The following is a 19,099-nucleotide window of genomic DNA, read 5'->3' as shown; positions in this document are numbered from 1 at the left end:
TTAACAGCCCAACTCTGAAATCGGTGTACTCTGTGGAAAATGTACAATTTTAATCAACATTTTCCAGCGAGGACGAATGAGAAAAGCCCTATTTCCGCCCTATTCCTTACCCCTAATCATTTTCCTAACTAGCTTAGTCCTATTTTTTGGTAGCAGTTGGCGACACGCCCTATTTCAGTCCAACGCCTTCGATTTAGGAATTTTCGATAATGGCATTTATCTAATTAGCCAAGGCGAGAAACCCTTTGTCACCTTTCGGGGTATCCACATACTCGGCGACCATGCAGCTTGGATTTTATACCCCATAGCGCTGCTTTACAAGCTATATCCCGATGTACACTGGCTGTTTGCAGTCCAAGCCATAGCCCTATCAGTCGGGGCGATACCAACCCAATGGCTGGCTTTACAGGCGGGTTTAAAGCCAACCCAAGCTAACTTAATGGCGATAGTTTATTTGCTATATCCCCTGATTTTCAACGTCAACTTATTCGACTTTCACCCAGAAGTTATCGCGCTTCCCCTGTTATTGGTCGCCGTTTACCAAGCCAGGGCGAAACAAGTCCTGTGGTTTTCCCTAGTGGTCCTGGTAATTTTGGGCTGTAAAGCCGTCCTGTCCCTAACCGTGGCGGCGATGGGAGTTTGGTTATTCCTATTTGAAAACAGACGTAGATGTGGTGCGATCGCCATAATTTTAGGGCTGACATGGTTTATAATCGCCACAGGTATCATCATCCCCCACTTCAGCGGCGGTCAACCCGAAGCCGTCGCGCGATATGGTGAATTAGGTAACTCAGTCACAGAAATTGCCAAAAACCTCTTCTTAAAACCCCGACTGGTGGCGCGACAACTCTTCACATTAGCCAACCTAGAATATCTCTTGCTATTGATACTTCCCCTGCTGTGGGGACTCTCACCCCGCCATTTAACCCCCATCATCGGCGCATTACCAATTTTAGCCCTTAACCTCCTTAGCAGTAGTCTCCAACAAAAAAACCTCACCCAGCATTATTCTGTCCCCATACTGCCATTTTTGTTACTAGCCGTAATTTCCGCCCTAGGGAGTAACTCCCATTGGCTACGAAACCCCCGCCATATTATGTTATGGTCGCTACTAGCTTTCTTGGCTTTAGCTAAATACGGTTATTTTTGGTCGCGATATCTCGAACATTTTGACACTGTTTCCCCCTCGCGGGAAGCTGTCGCCCTCGTCAACAGTCCCGGAAGCGTCTTAACCGCAGACCATATCGCCCCCCACCTTACCCACCGCCAGATTTTGATGTTGGCTACCCAAGGGGCGGAAAGTTTGGACCTCACCCAGTTTGAGTGGGTCTTACTAAACTCTACTTACCCAGGCTGGAATAGTTCACAGGAACTTGTGGACGGTCTCATCGTCAAACTTCAAAATATCCCAGAGTTTCAATTGGGATATAGTCGCGACGGGGTACTTTTATTTCACCGGGACACCTCCCCGAAAAATTAAGATTTTCTCAACCGGAATTTGAATTTTCCGGAGTGATGATAAGCAGGTTAGTACCACATTAATTAATAACCTATGTCTAGCACTGATTTGACCCCACCTGTTCACAATTCTGAGGACATTGCTATATCCCGGACTCTTCTACCCACAGAAGAAACCACCACAGGGGATATGGCCTCGCCTTCCCCGAATTGCCCTCGTCAATTGGCCTCAAATACCATGATAGAGTATCTCGGTCATGCTTTTTTCATTGTCATGGCTTTGATTGTCATAGACTGTCTACAATACAGGGAACCTGTATCAACTGAAATAGGAGTAACTCCACATTTACAAGATTTGCAAATTATCAGACGACTGAAAAATAGATTATTGTAATCTCAAATACGCCCCAAAGATTAGGGTCATCATACATCATTTGATGCAGCCGGGAAATCGCACTAAACATTACCCTCACCCTAAATCATTCTCCCCCTCCCTCTCCCCAGAGGGCGGGTTTCTTCATCTTCTGGTTGGGAGCCTAGGAAGCAGTAGAACCCCAGAGGGCGGGTTTCTTCATCTTCTGGTTGGGAGCCTAGGAAGCAGTAGAACCCCAGAGGGCGGGTTTCTTCATCTTCTGGTTGGGAGCCTAGGAAGCAGTAGAACCCCAGAGGGCGGGTTTCTTCATCTTCTGGTTGGGAGCCTAGGAAGCAGTAGAACCCCAGAGGGCGGGTTTCTTCATCTTCTGGTTGGGAGCCTAGGAAGCAGTAGAACCCCAGAGGGCGGGTTTCTTCATCTTCTGGTTGGGAGCCTAGGAAGCAGTAGAACCCGCCCCTACAATTATTAATTATTCATTATTAATTATTCATTATTAATTATTCATTAATATTAGACTGATATAATTTCAGTAAGATTTCTTGATGATATTCTCTGGTAATTGGATAAAAATAGGTAAGGATAATTCCCACGATAGATAAGATCATAGGTAGAGGTCCGATCGCCAATCGAATTGCCAATAATACTGATTCGGGTTGAGTTGGTATAGGTTGACCAGCTACGGATTCAATAAAACCCGCCCAATCCAAAGTTTTACCTACCATAAAAATACCCAAAGCCAAACCAATTTTTTGCAGGAGAACCATAAAAGAATAGAAAATTCCCTCGCGGCGCTGTCCGGTTTTTAGTTCATCATAATCAATAACATCCGTAATCATAGACCAGGGAATCAGATAAGCGGTAGATACTCCCAATCCGGCAATAAAACAGAGAAAATACATCAAAAACAACTGTCCTGGCTGTAGAAAAAATAAAGATAATTGAGCAATTATCCAAAATCCCATGCCGCTGATATATACAATTCTTCTGCCGTATTTTTCACTAATTTTACTCCACATAAATAAGGTTAATAAAGCGGTTCCCTGAACGACGATCGCCACTTGAGTAAAATAGACTTCGGGAAGTTCCATACAATAGACTACAAAATATTGGAGAATTGCAGCCGTCAGTTGTACCGCCAACCAAGAACATAAATAAATGCCGATGACAAACAAAAAAGGACGGGTACTAAAAGCAATTTTGACCTGTTCCGAGAGGGGTAAAGATGTAGGTTCATCAACTTCTCCCATGGCCGCCTGTACCTGGGCGACGCGATCGCGAGTTCCCCAAACACATAAAAATATGGGTGGGACTGCTATAATAGTACAGAGTAAACCCAAAACCATATATCTGGTAGCTGGGTCTTCAATAGCATCAAAAATCACAAAAGCTAAAACTAGAGACAGGATGCTACCACCAAGAGAAAAAGAAAAGCGAAACCCATTGAGGCTAGTACGTTCGTTGTAGTCGCGAGTTAATTCGGGGGTGAGGGTGGCATAGGGGAGATTAACTGCGGTGTAAGCGGTATGAAAGCCGATCGCAATAATTACATAATACCAAAACAGAGTCTGGGTATTGGTACTAGGTACGATCCACATTAAAAAGAAAAATATGCCAAAGGGAACCGCAGCAAAAATCATCCAGGGATAGCGCCGTCCCCATGGGTGCTTAGTGCGATCGCTTAAAACCCCGATAATTGGGTCGTTAACCGCATCCCAAATTTTACCCACCATGGGTACACTGGCGGCCATTCCTGCTGGTAGTCCCGCGACAGTGGTCAGAAAAAACAACAGGAAAAAAGCGAAAATATTAGCAGTCATCGCCGTCCCCAGGTCTCCCACCCCAAAAGCTAACTTGGTGGAAAACTTCATTTTGGGAATAGTAGGACTAGCAGAAGATGACTCAAAGGAGGAAGAATGACTCATAATTTTTGTCCCAAGAGGTTCCAGGATAGACAAAAGATCGCGATATCCTAAAAACATAACTGATCTGTTTGCAGTAATCCAATGAGGAGTCAATTATGGCCAGCTTAGGCGATCGCTTTAATAAAATGATGGGTAAGACCCGCTTTGTCGTCTGTCGGCTATTCCTACACTTAGGCGGCGCTGAAGTTGCGCCACTACTAGGTATTCTTAACCAAGTCACCCGCGAAGCCATAGACCACGATGGAGATCTGGAAATCATGGGAGAGGGACTCGTAGAAGTCTGTCAAAGCCTTCTCCAGTACAATACCTATTGGCAGTCCGCTGGTAATGAAGGAGACGTGATCTGGGATGAAGAAGAAGCCGGGGACTATGTGAACGAGTTATTCACGGACTCCGCCCAAAGGTATCTCAGTCAACCGGACTTGAACCAAGAAGAAATCGATCCAGACGAACCCCTGTCCCTACCTATCACCTATAACTTGGTTGTAATAGTTACAATAGCTTGTGAGGGGGAAGTTCCTGACCTTGAAACTGACCTAGCCAGTTTTGAAGCCATGGAAGCTGGACTGAAAAGCATCATTAACCTCCACTACCAAGGGAGTTTACGCGCCATTCAAATTCACTTTTCCCCGGCGCGGTTGGGTGATGTACTCACGGAAGACCAGCTTTTACAAAACTTTCCCGAACTCGTACCCCTATAAAGGGTGCAGAGAAATTTCCTAAGTTAACTTTAGCTAAAATTATGTTACCCAAAAAAGTAATCACGGTTTTAATGGTATTTGCGCTCTGTTGGACAACCGTGGCTTGTGGGTCTTCCTCACAGACCACCACTCAACAAACAGTCCGCAGTTCAGCATCGGCGACTAACCGACTCGCTGATGGCAAATATCCCGTTCAACAAGCGCAATATGATGATGCTACTGGAGAGTATCGCTTAATGCTACTGAACGCCAGACCGCCAGTATTTCAGACCTCTGAGTTGCAAATGGCGCGTCTGACGGACGAACAAATTGAAGCTGGTGAAAAAAGTCATCTGTTGATCGAAAATAATCAGCCAGTTTTTTACCTGACGGAAGATTTCCAGATTGAGTATGTCCACAATGTGACTGAAACCCGCACCGATCCTCAAACTGGTCAGACTCAAACGGTGGTGGTGCGCCGAGAGTCTAATTTCTGGACTCCTTTTGCGGCTTCCTTTGTGGGTAGTGCGATCGCCACTAGCTTATTTTCCCCCCGTTACTATGTTCCCCCCGCATATCAGTCCGGTAGTTCATTAGTTGGCTATGGCGGTTCTGGTAACACCTACAACCAGGCGGTCACCCAATATCGCACTAGGTACAATGAACCTCCCGCCTCCGTTAGAAATCGGCAAACCTTCCGCACTACTGGAACCGCTCGCAGTTCTTCCCCTAGTTCTACTACTCGCCAAACTAACCCCAATGTTAATCGCTCAACCGGTTCTGGCGCGGGAACTAGCAATTTGCGTCAGTCTCAGCAGGCTCGTCCCCAAAGACAACGTACACCCAGTTTTGGTAGTGGTAGTAGAAGTCCCAGCCGTTCCGGTTCCTCTGGAAGACGGCGACGTTAATTGACATCATGATCTAGGGGGTGGGTTCGAGAGCATGATTTAATCTCAAATTCGGTTAATATTTTAGGGCAATAGGGTATAATAAGCGAGAAGGGTTGAGGATAAACCTATTGCCAGATATGTCAAACCCAAGGAAGCGGCTCAAATCCTTCGAGTCCATGAAAGAACACTCCGCAGATGGGACGACAATGGCTCAATCGACACCATCAGAACCCCCGCTGGGCAACGACGATACAACGTTGAGTGATATACTGCCAAATCAGGCAGTGACAAACGCAAAGTCGTTATCTATGCCAGAGTTAGTAGCCGCGCCCAGCAGTCCGACCTCAACCGACAGGTGGCCGCACTGTCCAACCTCTACCCCGAAGGAGAAGTCGTCTCAGAAATCCGAGGCGGGCTCAACTTCAAGGGAAAGAAAATGCTGGCCTTACTGGGACATCATTTGTCAGGAGATGTCGGCATGGTTGTCGTTGCCCACAAAGACCGATTGGCAATATGGGGATTTGACTTGTTTCGATGGCTCTGTGAGCAAAACAGGTGCTCACTCATGGTTCTCAACCAGACAAGTCTCAGTCCAGAACGAGAAATGGTTGAGGACATCCTCGCCATCCTCCACTGCTTCAGTTCCCGATTATACGGAGTGCGTAAATACAAAACTCAGGTCAAAGAAGATCCGGATTTACCCCAGCCCCGAGCTAAATCAAGTCTGGCGTAAATGGCTGGCTGCTTGTAGGTATTGCTACAACCAAGCAATTGCATTATCTAGGAGTGGTAAACGACTAAGCAAGTTAAAGTTACGCAATAAAGTGATGCAGAGTGACTTACCCGAATGGGTCAAAGAAACACCCTGCCACATTCGGCAAAATGCCATCTTTGATGCCTATCAGGCTTTGAGCGCCAGTCCTGATGCCAGGTTTAGAAGTTGTCGTGACAGCTCTCAAGGGATTAAGTTCAATAATACTAATTTCTCTTCAGGGAGTTGGTATCCAAGACTAACGAAAGGATTAATTTTCATGGTTTCCGAACCCATCCCTAAAGCTTGCGGGCAAGGGACTCAGTTGGTGTTTACCAAAGGTCGATGGTTGGCGATTTTCCCTGAACCAGTTGCCGTTACCCCAACTGAAGCTACTGGCGTAATTGCATTAGACCCGGGTGTGCGAACTTTCATAACTGGGTTTGATGGCTCTCGGTTTCTGGAATTGGGCTCCGGGGATATTGGAGGCATTACTAGGCTATGTCAACATTTGGATGATTTGATGAGCCGAATCGCCAAGGAACCCTGTCGTTCAAGAAGGCGACGGATGAGGCAAGCGGCTCAACGAATGAGAACCAAAATCCGCAATCTAGTTGATGAAGCCCACAAACAAATTGCTCACTACTTGACTCACAACTACAGCATAATTTTTCTGCCGACCTTCGAGACTTCCAACATGGTTGCCAAGGTGAAGCGGAAAATCAAATCCAAGACTGCCCGCGCCATGCTGACATGGGCGCATTATCGATTCAAACTAACCCTGAGACATCAAGGGGAAATAACTGGAACCACAGTTGTAGATGTGACGGAAGAATACACCAGCAAAACCTGTACTCACTGTGGTCATGTGCATTCCCAGCTAGGTGGCTCAAAAGTGTTCCGATGTCCGGAGTGCGGGTTCACTCTACCCAGGGACTGGAACGGTGCTTTTGGAATCTTTCTAAAAGCTTTGCGGGATACCGCCTCTGTTACCTTAACGGGTAATAGTGCTATCGTCGCATTGTCAGGCAATAGCCGGATAAATGTCGCGTAAATGTATCAGACCCTCTCCCTATGCCAGTGTTTTGCCCAGGGGATACTCCTGGCCGCGTGCTGTTTAAAAACTTATTATTGTTTGATAATAATATGGCTTATGATCGGAGATAGCAAAGTGCGCGGAAAATGGGTTATAGGGTGGAAACTTGGGATTGTTACCTATTACCTATTCAAATCTTGCATCAAGTGTTAAACGCGCCCTTAAAGCCTTGGTCTGATTGAGTAGAGAGGTGCACTGAAAATGACCCCAGAACCATCTGTACAATCTGAGTTGACAGGTAAACATGGAAATCTCATGAATGAATGCCAACAACTTCAAGAATTAATGGCGGGGATTTCTGGGGTATTTTATCAATATCTATTGTCTGCTGATGGTAGTGAAAAATATACCTATATTATTGGCAATTTTAGAGATATTTATGGGGTAGAATTAGATGATTTTTGCATCAATTCGGACAACATTTTTGGATTAAAAAAAAAGGGCGATCGCCAAAATTTTTATAAGTCTATTTATGATTGTGCAGCCAGTTTAAAAACTTGGTCTAGACATTGGCAATATACCACCCCAGATGGCCAATGGAAATTGCTATATGCCAGTGCCAAGCCCGAGAGAAAACCTAATCACGATATTGTCTTGAATGGCTTTATTTTTGATACGGAAATGGCTGGGGACTATCATGATGGTAATAATCCCGCAAAATTGCCAGCTATTATTACCTCGAAATTTACTCATATTTTCAATTTCAGACAGCACAGGTTACTGGCTTCTCTACAAAAACGTTTAGCTGAATGGTGGCATCATAGAAATCAAATCGATCACCTATTTAACCATACCGTTGACCTGGTGGCAATTCTCAACCTGGAAGGTAACTTTAAGTTTCTTAATTCCGCCTGGGAAATTAGCTTAGGCTATGATTTTAATGAACTGATAGATAGTTCTTTTATGAGTTTGGTATATGAGCCAGACCAAACCATAACTTTTCAGGAATTTAATGCTATACATTATGGCAAAACTCGTCAGTTTGAAAATCGACTTTTATCTAAAGATGGCTCCTATCAATGGTGGTCCTGGACTTTTGTGCCTGTGTTCGAGTCGGGGTCTATTTATGGAGTAGGTAGAGATATTACTGAACAAAAAGCGATCGCCGATAATTTCAAGGCTGTTGAAGATAAGTTCCGAAGGATTATCGATTTTACCTATGATTGGGAATATTGGATTAATCCTCAACAGGAAATTGTATATGTTTCTCCCTCCTGTGAACGCATAACTGGCTACTCGGTCAAGGAGTTTATGCAAGACCCTAGCCTATTGGCAAAAATTATTCATCCTGAAGATCGCGATCGCATAATTCCTTATTTATATGAAAATGTCTGCGATCGTAATAACCAGGAAATAGATTTTCGTATGATCACCCGCGATCAACAAGTGCGTTGGATTGGTCATAACTATCAGCCTATCTATGATGCAGCCGGACAGTATCAGGGAAAACGGGTTAGTAACCGAGATATTACTCAACGTAAACAGAAAGAAACTGAAGCCTTGCGAGTAGCTGAAAACCTGGAAATGGCGCAGCGTATTGCTCATATAGGTAATTGGGAATATGATGTTGTTACTCAAAAAATTACTTGTTCTGATGAATTTTTGCAGATTTTGGGTTTGGTCAAAGACCAAGATTGTTTAACCTTTGAGGAATTACTAAAACTTATTCATCCTGACGATCGCGACAATTGGCTAAACCAAGTTGAGAGAGCTTTAGCTACCGGAAAATCCTACGAAATTGACCACCGTATTGTTAGACCTGATGGCATTCGTTATATTCAAGGTCGCGGGGAGGCGGTTCGTAACCAAGTCGGACAGGTACTGCGCCTATTTGAAATTGCTATGGATATTACCGATCGCAAAAACTCTGAGCAAATTTTGCGCGATCGTGAGCAGTTCCTCTCTAGTATTTATGATGGAATTGAACAAGCAATTTTTGTCGTTGATGTTACCCAAGATGGAGACTTTCAGTTTGTGGGATGGAACCCCGCATCCGAAAAAATTACTGGCATCAAATCTAGGGATATTATCGGTAAAAAACCCGAAGATATGTTTTTAGATGAATATGCTAAAGCTATCCGCTGTCACTATGAAACTTGTTGGCTGAAAAAGTCATCATTACAGTATGAGGAATATTTGAATTTTGGTCAAAATAAATTTTTTTTTCTCACTACTCTTAATCCTATTATAGACGATTCGGGAAGAGTTAACCGAATTATTGGCACAGCTTTTGATATTAGCAGCCTTAAAAAAACTGAGGAAAATTTAAGAATTTCCGAAGCACAACTGCGAGAACTAGCAGAAAGAGAAGCACTCGAAAATTGTCTATCTGGGTTGATTCGTAACTCCCTGGATACAGATACTATTTTGGCAACTGCTGTCGCTGAAATTAGGCGTGTATTAAATATAGATCGCACCTATTTTGTCTGGTATAGAAGCGACTTAGATACCCCTGAATGGGAAGTTCGCAAAGAAGCCAAAATTGACTCTCTCACGAGTATTTCTGAACTTTACCCCGGCGATGCTTTGCGTCCAGTTAGCAAATATATCCGATCTGGAGAAATGATGCGAATTGATGATATTGCCACCTGTCCGACTCCCACTATTCGCAATTTCTTTTTGGTGTTAGAATGCCGTTCTGTTTTGATTTTACCCATTCAGACACAACAAGACACTAAAGGAGCTTTAGTCCTAGCACATTGTCAGGATATCCATAATTGGACTCATTCAGAAGTCGCGCTATTAGAAGCGATCGCTAATCAATTAGTCATTGCTCTGAACCAAGCAGAACTCTACGCCGCCACCCAGGAAGCCGCCAGAGTAGCACAAGCGCAAACTGAAACCCTAGAAGCTACATTAAACCAACTTCAACAAGCACAAGTTCAATTAGTGCAATCCGAAAAAATGTCTAGCCTAGGGCAAATGGTAGCAGGTTTGGCTCATGAAATCAACAACCCAGTCAGCTTTATTTACGGCAATATTACCCATGCTAAAGAATATACCAGAGATTTATTAGGACTAATTGAACTATATCAAAAGCATTGCCCCCAAGCACACCCGGAAATCACCGAAGAAATAGAAACTATTGATTTTCAATTTTTAATAGAAGATTTGCCGCGTCTATTTAAATCAATGACTTTGGGAGCAGATCGGATTCGAGATATTATTAAATCCCTGCGAACTTTTGCGAGGCTGGATGAATCGGAAGTTAAATATATTAACCTACATGAAAACCTCGACAGTACCTTGATGATTCTTGATAATCGTCTGAAAGAAAAACCATTACATCCCGCGATTCAAGTCCATAAACAATATGGAGATATTCCCCAGATTGAATGTTGTGCTGGACAGCTTAATCAGGTGTTTCTCAACCTAATCAATAATGCTATTGATGCTATTTGCGATCGCTACAAAAAACAGACCCAGGAACAAATTATCAACGAGCCAGGTATGATTTGGATCAGCACCATGCTAACCGAGCAAAAAACCGTCCAAATTCGCATTGCTGATAACGGTATTGGTATCAGTCAGGAAATCATCTCCAAAGTCTTTGACCCTTTCTACACCACCAAACCCGTGGGTTCAGGAACAGGTTTAGGACTATCCACCAGCTATCAAATTATCGTCGAAAAACACGGAGGAACCCTGCGTTGTGTTTCCCAAGAGTCTGTGGGAAGCGAGTTTGTTATTGAAATACCCCTAAAACTTCCCCAAAACTCTTCCTCAACTTCATGATCACTCCGACTTTGTAGGTTGGGTGAAACCAAGTGTAACCCAACTAAAGACTTGGTAGAGACTTTGTAGGTTGGGTGAAACCAAGTGTAACCCAACTAAAGACTTTGTAGGTTGGGTGAAACCAAGTGTAACCTAACCAGAGACTTTGTAGGTTGGGTGAAACCAAGTGTAACCCAACTAAAGACTTGGTAGAGACTTTGTAGGTTGGGTGAAACCAAGTGTAACCCAACCAGAGTCAGCAAAGCGATCGGCTAAATTCCCCAAAAAATAGCAGCAGATTATCTATCACCATCCATCAACTCTGCTGCTACCCCCCAAATTAATTAATCAGTGGTGACAATTGCAACCCTTATGACCGCAACCATCCCCATTAGGATGGCCATTAGCACAGGCTTCGCTACAGTAATATTGGCCATTTTTGGCGATCGCTTTTGTCGTATCCACAATACACAGACAGGACTCGCAGGCGCATTTCATTTGAGTTACCGTGGTCATCAGAACTTCTCCTCAAGATATAATAGACTTATGCTTGAACAAGCTTTCATAGTAACTACTATAACATCTGAACAGACTTTCAGATATATGTATCTGGAAGTTTAATAATTTCTTTAGAATTGAGATTAATCCCCCACAGTCAAACCCCCACATCACAATATGTCTGACACCCTTGATAGCAATCCCCATCACCACGACCACCAGCCCCTCGCCCCAGAGAAAATTTTGAGCATGGAAAAGGCCCAACGGATGGCAGAATTTTTTAGTACCCTAGGAGACCCCAACCGCTGGCGTATCTTGTCAGCACTAGCCCTGAAAGAAATGCGTGTGCGAGACCTAGCCGCCGCCGTTGACATGACCGAATCCGCCGTATCCCACCAACTGAGAATTCTGAGGACCATGCGCTTTGTCAGTTATCAGAAAAGGGGACGCAATGTAGTCTATGGTCTCAAAGACCATCATATTTTCAACCTTTATCGGGATGTATCCGAACATCTCGATGAACCCGAAGATCACCCGTGAAAATCAACCGCCAATTCTGTTTCCGGAGGACCACCAATTTATAAAACCGCAATTTTACCATACAAGCGAAAAATATGCAATAACTTTCACAAAAAGCCAGCAATTCTCATTATGGAAATTTTGCCCCAGCTTATTGAGAATCATCTCAAGAGCGATTCTTGAAAGCCCCATTCTTTCGTTCAAGATTGGGCATCATCGGGCATCTTGGACAGGATGCGGGTCAAAATGAGAATTGCTGACAAAAAGCCATCCTCGGCTACCTTAAAGAATGGGGCTTTGTACCCCATTTTTTGATAAAATGGCTAGGAGTGTGACAGGTTCGGGAATATAAACTCCACCTCTGGCTAGGAGTGTGGGAGTAATTGGTCTGAACAATTTAGCAATTTTGCTTTAAAAATCGCCGAAACTGATCAATCTGTCACAGTTTTTGGGTGAACAGCTCAGTATTGTTAAGGGAGAAATAACGAATGTACAGTCCAACTGGAACTGGTGTTGCTATGAGGACAGGAGCGGCGGGCCGTATCTTTGTCTTTGAAGTCGAAGGGATGCGTCAGGGACAGAACACTGACAACTTTAACTATCCCATTCGTCGCAGTGGCACAGTCTACCTCACCGTTCCCTACGAACGCATGAACCAGGAGATGCGTCGCCTATCTAAAATGGGGGCCAAGATTGTCAATATCTACCCTGCTGGCGAAACCCCTCCGGTTCGGACTCAAGCGGCACCAGAAAATGGACAACAGAGCCAATCATCTGGAACCCAAACCCCTACTATGACTCAAGCGAAAGCCAAAACAGATATTCCTGTTAACATTTACAAGCCCAAAAATCCATATATCGGCAAATGCCTGTCTAACGAAGAGTTAGTTAGGGAAGGTGGAACCGGGACTGTTCGCCATTTGATTTTTGATATCAGTGGCGGCGACTTGCGCTATCTCGAAGGTCAGAGTATTGGTATTATTCCGCCAGGAACTGACAACAATGGCAAACCCCATAAACTCAGGCTGTATTCGATCGCCTCTACCCGTCATGGCGACCATGTAGATGATAAAACAGTTTCCCTATGTGTTCGTCAGTTGGAATATAAACACCCAGAAACCGGGGAAACCGTCTATGGAGTTTGCTCAACTTATCTGTGCAACCTGGAAGCTGGGGCTGATGTGGCTATTACTGGCCCGGTCGGTAAAGAAATGCTGCTCCCAGAGGATGAGGATGCCACTATCATTATGATGGCAACGGGTACGGGAATTGCGCCTTTCCGGGCATTCCTGTGGCGGATGTTTAAGGAACAGCACGAAGATTACAAGTTCAAAGGCTTGGCTTGGCTGTTCTTTGGCATTCCTTACAGCCCCAACATCCTCTATCAACAGGAACTTGAAGAATTACAGCAACAGTTCCCTGAAAACTTCCGCCTGACATTAGCCATTAGTCGGGAACAACAAAACCCAGAAGGTGGCAAAATGTATATCCAGGATCGGATTAAGGAAAATGCCGATCAGTTATGGGAATTGATCCAAAAACCCAACACCCATACTTATATTTGCGGTCTCAAAGGTATGGAAGGCGGCATTGATGAGGGAATGTCGGCCGCAGCAGGTAAGTTTGATGTTGACTGGTCTGATTATCAGAAGCAACTCAAGAAAAAGCACCGTTGGCACGTTGAAACCTACTAGGACATCAACTTAACCATTTGACTGGCGGGCGTGGCTCTTGAGTCGCGCCCTTTTTGTGGCTGGATTGGACTGATTGGACTGCTCTCGGCAATTATCATCAAAAAATCGCGATCGCTCCTCGAAACCTCAGAGACAAGGCAGCCCAGAGACAAGGCCTGCCTTGTGGGAATCTTAGTCAATCAGTTGATTTCCGCGTTTGTACTGCTGATAGGCTGCAAAGAATAGTCCCGCTAATGTCACCAGGATTAAGCCTAAGACGATCCCCGAAAGTAATGGTTCAATCACGTTGAAACTCCTTGATGTTAAGTTTTGATCGTTATGGTCGAAAGGGAAGTCGCCTTCCCCAACTCCAATTCCAAACCGTACTTGAGACTTTCACCTCATACGGCTCCTGATGTAGATACCCTTCATTGTCACTAGGAACAGGGTTACGAAACCCCGCTTTATGATTCCAACTTTGGGAGCTACTAATACAACACGTAGTCTTTAAACTCGCTCTCGTCATATTACTCCTACTTGTCGCAGTCTCTATATCTACACCGTGACTAGTGGGCATATCCTAATCATTACAATTAGGCTTTGGCTTTCAGTCACATCCTTTCCCCTTAAAGGGTTAGGGGTCGAGAGTGAAGTCACCTTCACCCTCTCCCATTCAGAACCGTGCTTGATAGTTTCCCATCACACGGCTCCTGGTGTGGATACCCTATTTGTCAAAGGAGCAGAATCAAGAGACCTGCTTTCTACTTCGATGTTCAGAGCTATATGCACCACGTAGTCTTTAAACTCGTCCTCGCCATTATACTCTTACTGACCGCAGTATCTATATCCCCACCGTGACCTGTGGGCATATCCCAACCATGACAATTGGGCTTTAGCTTCTGGTCACATCCTTCACCCTCTAAGCATGCGCTTACATTTTTCACTACTGCCTTGTGAATAGCATTACTCACTGGTTTATAGGCAGAGCATTAGAGGGGTTACAACGTTCCGATTATATGGGCATGCCATCGTTAGATTTGTCCTCTCCGCCGGGGTACTTTTAAAGGTCTGTATAGGTAGTCGCACGAACCCCCTACTTTTCCCCTTGCCCTTTTGAGCGCAGCGTGTCAACCTATTTCGCTGCTAGTGTATTACGATGGTTCAAGTCGGACATTCGGTCTTCCTAATCATAGATGGTTGGCAGTGGTCGCGTCTTGGTAATAGGTTCTACCTCACGCCTTCCGTTCCCCGCTTCAATCCTGGAGTTATGATTTCCAAAACTGGGGGTGGCTATCGCCGTTACTCTCTACTCCCTGATTTCTCAGTTCGTTTATGACCTTGAGTTCCCTGCCTTGCTTAGTTCCCTAAGCGTCGGGACATATAACCAGTTATGAGGATGGTCAGGAGAGGTCTCCTTATATCCAGATTCGGAGCTGGAATCCTCACCGGGTAGTTATTTCGGGCATTTCAGCCCTATTTCATACCCGAACGTCTCGCACCATACGCTTACACTTTTCACTACTCTTGTAAGTAATATTGCTCACTTATTTATGAGAGAGCCAATGAGGGGTTTAAACGTTCCGTTTATACGGGCATTCCATCTTTAGACTTGTCCTGTCCACCGGGGTACTTTTAAAGGTCTGTGTAGGTAGCCAAGAAACACCCCTACTTTTCCCCTGCTCTTTTGAGCGCAGCGTGTCAACCTGTTTCGCTACTTATTAATGACGATGGTTCAAGCCGGATCATTCAGATTTCCTTAGTCACGGATGGTTGGCAGTGGTCGCATCTGGTAGTGGGTTCTACTTCACGCCTTCCGTTCCCCGCTTCAATCCTGGGGTTGTGATTCCCAAAACTGGGGGTGGCTACCGCCGTTACTCTCTACTCCCTGATTTCTCAGTTTGTCTATGACCTTGAGTTCCCTGCCTTGCTTAGATTTCTCCAAGCGTCGGGACATATAAACAGTTATGGGATGGTCAGGGAGGTGAATCCCTTATATTCCACCAAGGGGTGGAAGTCCCACTGGAAGGTTATTTCAGGCATTGCAGCCCTATTTCACTCCTAAACGTTTCGCACTCCTTGGATTAATATCGCATATTCTGATACATTTACCCGACATTTATCTGGCTATAGCCATTAGGGGTCGAAAATAAAGTCGCCTTGATCTCCTCCCATTCAGAACCGTACTTGAGACTTTCACCTCATACGGCTCCTAGTTTGACCGTGTTATGGTCGAAAGAGAAGTCACCTTCCCCAACTCCAATTCCAAACCGTGCTTGCGAGTTTCCCAGCACACGGCTCCTGATGTAGATACCCTATTTGTCAGTAGGAACAGGGCTACGACCCCCCGCTTTGTAACCTCAACTTTAGGAGCTATATACAACCTCGTAGTCTTTAAACTCGCACTCGTCATCAAACTCTTAATTGTCGCGGTCTCTATATCCACACCGTGGCTAGTGGGCATATCCTAACCATTACAGTTAGGCATTAGCTTTCAGCCACATCCTTTCCCCTTAAAGGTATACGCTTACACTTTTCACTACTCTTGTAAGTAATATTGCTCACTTATTTATGAGAGAGCCAATGAGGGGTTTAAACGTTCCGTTTATACGGGCATTCCATCTTTAGACTTGTCCTGTCCACCGGGGTACTTTTAAAGGTCTGTGTAGGTAGCCAAGAAACACCCCTACTTTTCCCCTGCTCTTTTGAGCGCAGCGTGTCAACCTGTTTCGCTACTTATTAATGACGATGGTTCAAGCCGGATCATTCAGATTTCCTTAGTCATGGATGGTTGGCAGTGGTCGCATCTGGTAGTGGGTTCTACTTCACGCCTTCCGTTCCCCGCTTCAATCCTGGGGTTATGATTCCCAAAATTGGGGGTGGCTATCGCCGTTACTCTCAACTTCATGCTATACTAGGTGGGTCACAACTCCCACCGTTCAAGCGTTCTGTCTTGACCTTGAGTCCCCTGCCTTGCTTAGATTTCTCTAAGCGTCGGGACATATAAACAGTTATGAGATGGTCAGGGAAGCGACTCCCTATATTCCACCAAGGGGTGTAAGTCCCACCGGGCAGTTATTTCGGGTATTGCCACCCTATGCGCGTGCCTGAACGTTTCGCACCTCTCTGTTAAGAGTACAGCAACCTCTCTTCATCAAGAGCTGTTTGATCATCGTGACAATGGCGGTGTAGTAACTGAAGATTCTTGTATTCATCCTTTCCACCGTGGCTTCGAGGTACAATGTGGTCTACCTCAGTTAAATCTGATGGGGTAAAGTATTGCCCACACCAGGTACACCTGCCTTTTTGCTTTTTAAGTAGTTTGGCTACCTTTACTGGCGTGTCGATTGCTTGTCCTTTTCTGGTTGCCCAGTAAGTTCAATTCCCGTCATAAAGTGTTGCGTCTGGGCGTATTAGGGTATGTCTGACAATCGGAGTCCAATTATGTTTCCATAGTGTAAGTCCATCTTTGGTTTTGAATAACCAAGTTTCATGTCTTTCTTTCCCGTTACTGAGTGTGACCGTTCCCGGTCTATAGTAATTTCTCAGTTTTTCGATGTTTGCCTTTCCGCATTTTGAAGCTGTCCATGCCCGCAACATTTGCCAGATTGTGTGGTCTAGCTTATTGAAGGTCTCAGATGAGATGACTCCTGAATAGTAATTAGACCATCCCCAAATAATCGGGTTTAGTTTGTTTATCAGGGTGCATCTCAGTTAGGAAATGAGTAATTGTACTTAGTGCAACCTTCACCCACAGCCCTACATAATGAGCGAAGCACCACTCACCCTCCCTCTACTCATGGATTCTCAGAAACCAGCTCAACTCCAGCAACACCTTGACGCGATTGCGGCCATTCTCTACAGCGAAGCTAACCCTGCTATCACCAGACTAGGATTATAGACTACCAGGCTGGGCAGGAAGCGGGGCAATCGATTGGTTCGGGTCGGGTGGAGTCGTTGGTGAAACAAATTGGGATGAGGGTGAAGTTGCCGGGGGCACAATGGCGAAAGGAGAATGTGCCGAAGGTGTTGAGGCGTCGCTGTGCCTACCTAAATGGCGCGTTAGCTGCTTAATCAGGGTAAGAGTAGATTTTTGCCCTGAGTAATTATACTTATCTCCCAATTGAGATGCACCCAACATAAAGTGATTCACCGGGATATTAAACCGGAAAACATCATTAGACGAGCCAGTGATAACAAGTTAGTCCTAGTGGATTTTGGAGCATCTAAACAGGTGCAGCGCACATCTATGAGCGTGACGGGAACGGTTATCGGTTCGGCGGCATATTGCGCCCCGGAACAGGCTATGGGAAAACCTCAATATGGGAGTGATTTATATAGTTTAGGGGTGACTTGTTTATACCTGCTAACCCAAGCCAGTCCGTCAGATTTATATGACCCCTTAGAAGCCGAATGGGTGTGGCGGGAGCATTTAAATGGCAATCATGTGAGTGATAAATTAGGCGAAATCTTAGACCGTTTGGTTGAGACAGTCTTTAAAAAACGCTATAAATCTGTAGCGGAAGTTTGGGAAGATTTACGGCGATATTATGGGAAATCGCCCAACCCAACAAGTCCTCAAACCGTCATCCCAGAGACTGTTAAACAGACTCCCAATACAACTGGCAAACCGGTAACCCAGAAGTTTGAATTTGATATCGTTACGGTCAATTCAATGGGTCGAGAAATTAACCGTCGTCCCGGTCAGGCTGAATGTATTATCGAAGACCTGGGAAATAGTGTGACTCTGGAGATGGTGCTAATTCCGGGGGGAACCTTTACCATGGGTGTGCCGAGTGGTGAAACAGGAAGTTCTGATGTTGAAAGACCCCAACACCGAGTCACGATTAAACCCTTCCTCATGGGGAAATATCCGGTTACCCAAGAACAATGGCGACAAGTGGCTAGTTTCCCCAAACTCCAACGGGACCTCAACTATAACCCCTCCAAATTTGCCGGATTAAATCTTCCCGTTGAATCGGTTTCATGGTATGATGTGGTGGAATGGTGTGCGCGCCTCTCGAAAAGAATTGGCAAACCCTACCGATTGCCCAGTGAAGCCGAGTGGGAATATGTAGCCCGCGCCGGAACCACTAGCCCCTTTCATGTCGGTGATACCCTGACGACGGACCTCGCCAACTACGATGGCGGCTACACCTATAGCTCAGGACCGAGGGGAGCCTACCGCAAAAAAACCACCCCCGTCGGTCAGTTTCAACACGCCAACGCCTTTGGCTTGTATGATATCCACGGGAATGTTTGGGAATGGTGCGCTGACCCCTGGCACGAAGGCTACGCTGGTGCGCCCTCGGATGGTACGGTGTGGGATAGTCAGGATATATATGTTGACAATTTAGTCAAACTTTGGGAAAGCGCTTTAGTAGCTTTAGTAGGTTGGGTGAAGCGCAGCGAAACCCAACTTCCCAGCCAGCCGTTATCAACCGGGTTTCTGTGAAAAAGCGGGTTAATTTTCGGCATTTATGGTAATGTAGAATCAGGTATCAATAACCATCCTGATTATGAGCCAA

General features: G+C 45.2%; 14 protein-coding genes and 4 pseudogenes. 14 read left to right on the top strand and 4 right to left on the bottom strand.

Going from position 1 to position 19,099, the window contains the following annotated elements; genetic code table 11:
- The first annotated feature begins 76 nt into the window (after positions 1-76).
- A complete protein-coding gene (locus HFV01_RS05045) occupies positions 77-1,480 on the top strand; it encodes a DUF2079 domain-containing protein (RefSeq protein WP_006624023.1) in 1,404 nt (467 codons plus the stop codon).
- Positions 1,481-1,552: 72 nt separating this feature from the next.
- Positions 1,553-1,852, top strand: a complete 300-nt coding sequence (locus tag HFV01_RS05040; RefSeq protein ID WP_006624022.1) for a hypothetical protein — start codon at positions 1,553-1,555, stop codon at positions 1,850-1,852.
- Positions 1,853-2,328: 476 nt separating this feature from the next.
- Here the strand turns inward: HFV01_RS05040 and HFV01_RS05035 are convergent, their stop codons facing one another.
- Positions 2,329-3,753: an MFS transporter gene (locus HFV01_RS05035; RefSeq protein ID WP_046320798.1), complete on the bottom strand. Its 1,425-nt coding sequence runs from the start codon at positions 3,751-3,753 to the stop codon at positions 2,329-2,331.
- A 95-nt stretch (positions 3,754-3,848) separates the two neighbouring features.
- On the opposite strand from HFV01_RS05035, the gene HFV01_RS05030 reads away from it, so the two are divergent.
- From HFV01_RS05030 to HFV01_RS05010, 5 genes and pseudogenes are all read left to right on the top strand, one after another.
- Positions 3,849-4,454: a DUF1517 domain-containing protein gene (locus HFV01_RS05030; protein WP_006624019.1), complete on the top strand. Its 606-nt coding sequence runs from the start codon at positions 3,849-3,851 to the stop codon at positions 4,452-4,454.
- 41 nt (positions 4,455-4,495) lie between these two features.
- A complete protein-coding gene (locus HFV01_RS05025) occupies positions 4,496-5,341 on the top strand; it encodes a hypothetical protein (protein WP_006624018.1) in 846 nt (281 codons plus the stop codon).
- Between the two features lie 109 nt (positions 5,342-5,450).
- A pseudogene (locus tag HFV01_RS05020) lies at positions 5,451-6,056 on the top strand (IS607 family transposase).
- Positions 6,013-7,128: an RNA-guided endonuclease InsQ/TnpB family protein gene (locus tag HFV01_RS05015; RefSeq protein ID WP_260379045.1), complete on the top strand. Its 1,116-nt coding sequence runs from the start codon at positions 6,013-6,015 to the stop codon at positions 7,126-7,128. The pseudogene HFV01_RS05020 and the gene HFV01_RS05015 overlap by 44 nt, the downstream one beginning before the upstream one ends.
- A 243-nt stretch (positions 7,129-7,371) precedes the next feature.
- Complete coding sequence (locus HFV01_RS05010) at positions 7,372-10,905, top strand: PAS domain-containing protein (protein WP_046320780.1); 3,534 nt, start codon at positions 7,372-7,374, stop codon at positions 10,903-10,905.
- Between the two features lie 327 nt (positions 10,906-11,232).
- Here HFV01_RS05010 and HFV01_RS05005 read toward each other — a convergent pair whose 3' ends face one another.
- A complete protein-coding gene (locus HFV01_RS05005) occupies positions 11,233-11,400 on the bottom strand; it encodes a metallothionein (protein WP_006616223.1) in 168 nt (55 codons plus the stop codon).
- A gap of 159 nt (positions 11,401-11,559) precedes the next feature.
- Here HFV01_RS05005 and HFV01_RS05000 point away from each other — a divergent pair, with 159 nt between their 5' ends.
- Together HFV01_RS05000 and cpcD/petH are read left to right on the top strand one after the other, a co-directional pair.
- Positions 11,560-11,922, top strand: coding sequence for an ArsR/SmtB family transcription factor (locus HFV01_RS05000; RefSeq protein ID WP_006624014.1), 363 nt, complete (start codon positions 11,560-11,562; stop codon positions 11,920-11,922).
- Positions 11,923-12,389: 467 nt separating this feature from the next.
- Complete coding sequence (gene cpcD/petH, locus HFV01_RS04995; RefSeq protein ID WP_006669353.1) at positions 12,390-13,595, top strand: bifunctional rod-capping linker CpcD/ferredoxin--NADP reductase PetH; 1,206 nt, start codon at positions 12,390-12,392, stop codon at positions 13,593-13,595.
- Positions 13,596-13,766: 171 nt separating this feature from the next.
- Here the strand turns inward: cpcD/petH and petG are convergent, their stop codons facing one another.
- The gene (petG, locus tag HFV01_RS04990) at positions 13,767-13,880 is read right to left on the bottom strand and encodes a cytochrome b6-f complex subunit V (RefSeq protein ID WP_006616220.1); all 114 of its coding nucleotides are present in this window, start codon (positions 13,878-13,880) and stop codon (positions 13,767-13,769) included.
- 850 nt (positions 13,881-14,730) lie between these two features.
- Between petG and HFV01_RS04985 the strand changes: the two genes are divergently transcribed.
- From HFV01_RS04985 to HFV01_RS04975, 3 genes are all read left to right on the top strand, one after another.
- Positions 14,731-14,910, top strand: coding sequence for a hypothetical protein (locus tag HFV01_RS04985; RefSeq protein ID WP_071533566.1), 180 nt, complete (start codon positions 14,731-14,733; stop codon positions 14,908-14,910).
- A 434-nt stretch (positions 14,911-15,344) separates the two neighbouring features.
- Positions 15,345-15,482 carry a hypothetical protein gene (locus HFV01_RS04980; protein ID WP_008048975.1) on the top strand — a complete coding sequence of 46 codons (138 nt, stop codon included), beginning with the start codon at positions 15,345-15,347 and terminating at the stop codon, positions 15,480-15,482.
- Between the two features lie 880 nt (positions 15,483-16,362).
- Positions 16,363-16,578 (top strand): hypothetical protein, encoded by a 216-nt coding sequence (locus tag HFV01_RS04975; RefSeq protein WP_193520886.1) that lies wholly within the window; start codon positions 16,363-16,365, stop codon positions 16,576-16,578.
- A gap of 122 nt (positions 16,579-16,700) precedes the next feature.
- Here the strand turns inward: HFV01_RS04975 and HFV01_RS04970 are convergent.
- Positions 16,701-17,273, bottom strand: a pseudogene (locus HFV01_RS04970) (HNH endonuclease); the annotation flags it as partial.
- Positions 17,274-17,453: 180 nt separating this feature from the next.
- On the opposite strand from HFV01_RS04970, the pseudogene HFV01_RS04965 reads away from it, so the two are divergent.
- Positions 17,454-17,645: pseudogene (locus tag HFV01_RS04965) on the top strand (ISKra4 family transposase); the annotation flags it as partial.
- Positions 17,646-17,706: 61 nt separating this feature from the next.
- Positions 17,707-18,900, top strand: a pseudogene (locus tag HFV01_RS04960) (formylglycine-generating enzyme family protein); the annotation flags it as partial.
- Positions 18,901-19,099 lie beyond the last annotated feature (199 nt).

The sequence above is a fragment of the Limnospira fusiformis SAG 85.79 genome (genome assembly GCF_012516315.1).
Taxonomy (GTDB): Bacteria; Cyanobacteriota; Cyanobacteriia; order Cyanobacteriales; family Microcoleaceae; genus Limnospira; species Limnospira fusiformis.
Note: the sequence above shows the minus strand (reverse complement) of the source record. Positions and strands in the feature narration are given on the sequence as shown.

What these genes read in the sequence shown, in the direction of transcription:
- HFV01_RS05045 (WP_006624023.1), top strand. Translation starts at nt 77, where the DNA reads ATGAGAAAAGCCCTATTTCCGCCCTATTCCTTACCCCTAATCATTTTC.
- HFV01_RS05040 (WP_006624022.1), top strand. Translation starts at nt 1,553, where the DNA reads ATGTCTAGCACTGATTTGACCCCACCTGTTCACAATTCTGAGGACATT.
- HFV01_RS05035 (WP_046320798.1), bottom strand. Translation starts at nt 3,753, where the DNA reads ATGAGTCATTCTTCCTCCTTTGAGTCATCTTCTGCTAGTCCTACTATT.
- HFV01_RS05030 (WP_006624019.1), top strand. Translation starts at nt 3,849, where the DNA reads ATGGCCAGCTTAGGCGATCGCTTTAATAAAATGATGGGTAAGACCCGC.
- HFV01_RS05025 (WP_006624018.1), top strand. Translation starts at nt 4,496, where the DNA reads ATGTTACCCAAAAAAGTAATCACGGTTTTAATGGTATTTGCGCTCTGT.
- HFV01_RS05010 (WP_046320780.1), top strand. Translation starts at nt 7,372, where the DNA reads ATGACCCCAGAACCATCTGTACAATCTGAGTTGACAGGTAAACATGGA.
- HFV01_RS05005 (WP_006616223.1), bottom strand. Translation starts at nt 11,400, where the DNA reads ATGACCACGGTAACTCAAATGAAATGCGCCTGCGAGTCCTGTCTGTGT.
- HFV01_RS05000 (WP_006624014.1), top strand. Translation starts at nt 11,560, where the DNA reads ATGTCTGACACCCTTGATAGCAATCCCCATCACCACGACCACCAGCCC.
- cpcD/petH (WP_006669353.1), top strand. Translation starts at nt 12,390, where the DNA reads ATGTACAGTCCAACTGGAACTGGTGTTGCTATGAGGACAGGAGCGGCG.
- HFV01_RS04985 (WP_071533566.1), top strand. Translation starts at nt 14,731, where the DNA reads ATGGTTCAAGTCGGACATTCGGTCTTCCTAATCATAGATGGTTGGCAG.